This is a genomic window from Protofrankia sp. CiP1_Cm_nod3 (assembly GCF_982290655.1).
Genome location: NZ_CEVIVD010000071.1, coordinates 21,679 through 25,828, shown reverse-complemented (window position 1 = coordinate 25,828; position 4,150 = coordinate 21,679). Strand labels below are relative to the sequence as shown.

Below are 4,150 nucleotides of genomic sequence, written 5' to 3'. Positions count from 1 at the left end.
GGTGGGAGTGCGGCGAGGACCGCGGCCGGCACCGGCGCGGCCGGCGCGGCCGGGACGGCAGGTGCGGCCGGTTTCGGCACGCCCGAAGCGGCCGGCGCACCCGCCGCGCCCACGGCCGCGGCCAGGGGCGTCGGCGTGCCGGATGCCGCTGGGAGCGTTGGTGCCGCCTCGCCGGTCACGGAAGGCCGCGGCCGTGGATGGTCGCTGGTCGGCGATGCCGTACCGGCGGCCAGCTCCGTCAGATCGGACTTGGCCGGGTTGCACGCGGTGAGCCCGCCGGCCAGGAGAACAGCAGCGGAAAGCGCGAGAGCCACCGGTAGCCGGCCGGTGACCAGGCGGAGTGCGGTCCCGTCCCTCTCAGAACGGCCGGCCGTGCCAGCCGTGCCGGCCGTCCGGCGGCGGGGCGGAAGAGCTGCGTCTGTTACTGACGATCGTGCTGGAACACTCCACCGTGAGCCATTTCTGGGCGTCATTGGCCCTGCTGCTCCTTCCACAGGTTCCGATCTTCATGAACCCCCCCTAGAAGGACAAAGCGGAGTATAGAGCCGACTTCGGTGCTTTCGGTCGTGGGTCTGGCGCACGTTGGCATACCGCGGGCCCGCCGCGGCCCCACGCGCCGCCCCGGCACGGTCTCGGCACGCTGTCACAGCCGTCGTCGCCGGTCCGGCGCCACGTCCGATACCACGTCCGGGGTGACCTCCCGGACACGGACCGGTTGGTGCAAGACTTGCCCACATGCCGAACAGACCCCGAACCCGTACAACCCGGATCGTCGTGGCGGGGGCTGGGCTACTGTTTGTCACCGGTGCCACCGCCTGTGGCTCCGGCGGCGGGACACCGGCACCCGCGACGCCGTCGCCGGCCGCCGCCCCGCTCGGCGCGGAGGCCGGCGCCAGGGCGCAGACCGGCAGCGACGCTTCCTCCCCACGTCCGCCGGCCGGCCCCGGCGGCCAGTTGAGCCCGGCGCCCGGATCACCACCGCTGTGTACCGAGGCGGGCCTGCGGGTGGCCGCGGGTGCGTCCGCGGGTGCTCCGTCCGGGGAGCGCCAGGGGTTCGTCGTCGTTCTCACCAGTTCCTCAGACCAGCCGTGTTCGCTGATCGGCTATCCGTCCGTGGCCGCCACGGACGACAACGGGCGGCAGGAACGGCCGGCGGCCCGCTCCGAGGGCGGCAACCTGTTCCGGGTGGGCCCGCCCGAGACGGTGGTCCTCCAGCCGCGGGGCACCGCGTCGTTCGGTGTCGAGTGGACGGCCGTACGGTCCGGCGACGAATCCGCCTGCCTGCCCTACGAGCAGTTCGTGGTCATTCCGCCGCACCAGACCCGGGTCCAGGTGGTGGAGCGGCAGACAACCATCTGCGACGCGTTCCAGGTGCACCCTGTCGTGGCCGGAACGGCCGGCACACGGCCCCGGTAGCCGGAATTCGCACCTGTCGACACGGCCAGCCAGCCCAACCGGTGCTGGCGAACGCGTGAATCCTGGGTGAACTCGGGGCGGTACGGCGGTAGGCCGTCTGGCGCTATGACGGTGTTGTAGAGCTCTGGCGGTGCCAGAGCTCTACAACACCACCCCGTTCGTCAGGCCGTGGTTTTTCGTGCCACAATTTTGTTACACGACGGTTTCGTCATGCCATGGTGTCCTCCTCTTACGAGGACGCCCGTGCACCCGAGATAGCCCGTAGCCGGGGCACCGCACACAGCTGTTGCGGGTTCCATCCGAGCTCTGAATACACGTCGTTGTCCTGCCAGCGGGCCAACGCTTCCCGGTCGAGAGCCGCCAGGGATTCCGGCAGTGCGTTCAGGTGGTGCCACTGCAGACGGCTTGCCCGGGGGTCTGCGCCCGGTGTGGGTATCCCGCTCCAGTGGGTCAGCCGGAAGAACAGCCCCAGCCGTTCACCGCCGCCGATGAACCGATGATGGGCTACATGCGCGAGCCACACATGGGTCGCCATTGTCATCACCGACAGGGTCTCGTCGGCTATCCGCAGCACGGCCTCGATCGCGGGTTCCCCACTGCCAAGTTCGGACCACGGTAACTGCCATGGTGAATCCGACTCGGCGCCACGACAGAGCAGCACCGATCCGTCCACGCGCCACATCAGCACATGAACGTCGACCGGCAACCCCGTGCCCGGGCCGGCATTGTCGACCATCACCACTCCCACCCTCGGCGGGTGTCGCCAGCAGTGGCACCAGGCCACGGATGTGCCCACACCCTGTTCCAGAGGAGCCGCCCCGCGACCGCCCTGCCATCTCCTTGCAGCCGGCTGGCCATCCCGCCGGCACAGTCGTCCGTCCGTCCGTCCCGAAGGCCGACGATCATCCGCTGTCCGGATTCACTTCCCGCAGCGGGGAGGCATTCCGCGCCTGAGCCGGTGATTCGGAAAAATGACGGCGTATGCCTCATTGGCATGTCCGTGAACCGCTCTGTCGACCGGCACCCGATCACATTGCCGTGCTGCCGGTGGTGAACCGCCGTGACTCCGGATCGTCGGATGACCATGACGACGGGCACTGTTCCGGTGATCGGTGACGGCGTCATCGGCGTCGTCGAACACCGGGTGTGTCCGTGGGTTGTCATCACGGCCTCCCGGAACCCCTGCGTGCGTGACATCAGCATGGCTGCCTGCACATCATGGCGTTCGTTGCGTGCAAATGCAAGACACGGGTGCACGTGCAGAAGGTGTCGGAACCGGTGAGGTCGTGAAGATCGGGTGTCATACTCTTGTGCTCAGACGATGGTGAAGGGGGTGGGTTGTGACGGCGCTTGAGTCCGGTGGGGGGCCCACCGTGCGCCGGATTCTCCTCGGCTCCCTGTTGCGGCGGCTACGTGAGGAGAAGGGCATCAGCCGCGAGGAGGCCGGGTATAGTATCCGGGGCTCCGAATCCAAGATCAGTCGCCTGGAGCTGGGGCGGGTCAGCTTCAAGGAACGGGACGTAGCCGATCTGCTCACCCTCTATGACGTCACGGACGACGCCGAGAGAGCGCCGCTGATGGAGCTGGTCCGGGAAGCCAACACACCGGGCTGGTGGCAGAATTTCACCGACGTCCTCCCGAGCTGGTTTCAGTCGTATCTGGGCCTGGAAGAGGCCGCGACTCTGATCCGGACCTACGAGGTCCAGTTCATCCCGGGCCTGCTCCAGACCGAGGACTACGCGCGCGCTGTCATCACACTCGGCAACAGCGGTGCCCGGCCCCAGGACATCGAGCGCCGGATCAGCGTGCGGATGAACCGCCAGAAACTGCTCGCCAGACCATCGCACCCCAGATTGTGGGTTGTGATCGACGAGGCCGCGCTGCGGCGTCCACTTGGCGGCCCCGCGGTGATGCGCGCTCAACTGGAACATCTGATCGAGCTTGCGAGCCGGCCCAATCTCAGCCTGCAGATCATGCCTTTCCGCTTCGGCGGACACGCGGCCGAGGGCGGCGCCTTCTCCATCCTGCGTTTCCCCGAAGCGGACCTGCCGGACATCGTCTACATCGAACAGCTCGCCGGCGCGGTCTACCTGGACAAGCGGGAGGACGTGGACCGCTACATGGAGGCGATGGACCGTCTCTGCGTCGACAGTGTGCCTCCCGCCGCCAGCATCGAGGTACTGAACAGGATCATAAGGGAGAGCTCTGCTTGAGAGGGCCCGTACCGGGCGGGCTGAAGCAGGCAGGCTGCCTCAGCCTCCGCGCACACGGGCCCGGGCCCCGGCGGACCAGCGCTACCGCAGGAATTCGTCGAAGTCGCCGTCCCTGGCTCCGAGGATGAGCGCCTCGATCTCGGCCTGGGTGTAGATCAGAGCTGGGCCGTTCGGGTCCCTGGAGTTACGGACCGCGATGGTCTCCGGCGACAGCCTTGCCAGTTCGACGCAGTTTCCCTGGGAGTTGCTGCGCCGGCTTTTCTTCCAGGTGACCTCTGGTAACGCGGTTGTGGAAATCCCGTTGTAGATCTCGGGCAAGTCGGCCTCCTTCGTGTGACAGGAACGAAACAATATGATCATGAATTCCGGCGTCCAGGATGCCGCCCGAATCCGGGGTCCGGAAGCGGGTCTGGAAGGCTCGGTTCCTACGGGGCCGTTGCCGGGAGCCGGTCTCGGACGCCCGGTAGGTATCTCGGGCCCGACCGCGGGGCCATAGTGATCGTGGCATGGAATGCGGCCCG

The 4,150-nt window shown here is 67.8% G+C and carries 4 protein-coding genes and 1 pseudogene; 2 read left to right on the top strand and 3 right to left on the bottom strand.

Features of this window, described 5'->3' with window-relative positions; translation table 11 throughout:
- A pseudogene (locus AC5LUJ_RS14705) lies at positions 1–314 on the bottom strand (hypothetical protein); the annotation flags it as partial.
- 460 nt (positions 315–774) lie between these two features.
- Here AC5LUJ_RS14705 and AC5LUJ_RS14700 point away from each other — a divergent pair.
- A complete protein-coding gene (locus AC5LUJ_RS14700) occupies positions 775–1,416 on the top strand; it encodes a DUF4232 domain-containing protein (RefSeq protein WP_250282977.1) in 642 nt (213 codons plus the stop codon).
- Positions 1,417–1,645: 229 nt separating this feature from the next.
- Here the strand turns inward: AC5LUJ_RS14700 and AC5LUJ_RS14695 are convergent, their stop codons facing one another.
- A complete protein-coding gene (locus AC5LUJ_RS14695; RefSeq protein WP_250282980.1) occupies positions 1,646–2,152 on the bottom strand; it encodes an NUDIX hydrolase in 507 nt (168 codons plus the stop codon).
- A gap of 604 nt (positions 2,153–2,756) precedes the next feature.
- Between AC5LUJ_RS14695 and AC5LUJ_RS14690 the strand changes: the two genes are divergently transcribed.
- On the top strand, positions 2,757–3,629 hold the full coding sequence (locus tag AC5LUJ_RS14690; RefSeq protein WP_250282975.1) for a Sco1979 family transcriptional regulator: 873 nt from the start codon (positions 2,757–2,759) through the stop codon (positions 3,627–3,629).
- Positions 3,630–3,710: 81 nt separating this feature from the next.
- Here AC5LUJ_RS14690 and AC5LUJ_RS14685 read toward each other — a convergent pair whose 3' ends face one another.
- Positions 3,711–3,947, bottom strand: coding sequence for a DUF397 domain-containing protein (locus tag AC5LUJ_RS14685; RefSeq protein ID WP_250282973.1), 237 nt, complete (start codon positions 3,945–3,947; stop codon positions 3,711–3,713).
- Between the last annotated feature and the right edge of the window lie 203 nt (positions 3,948–4,150).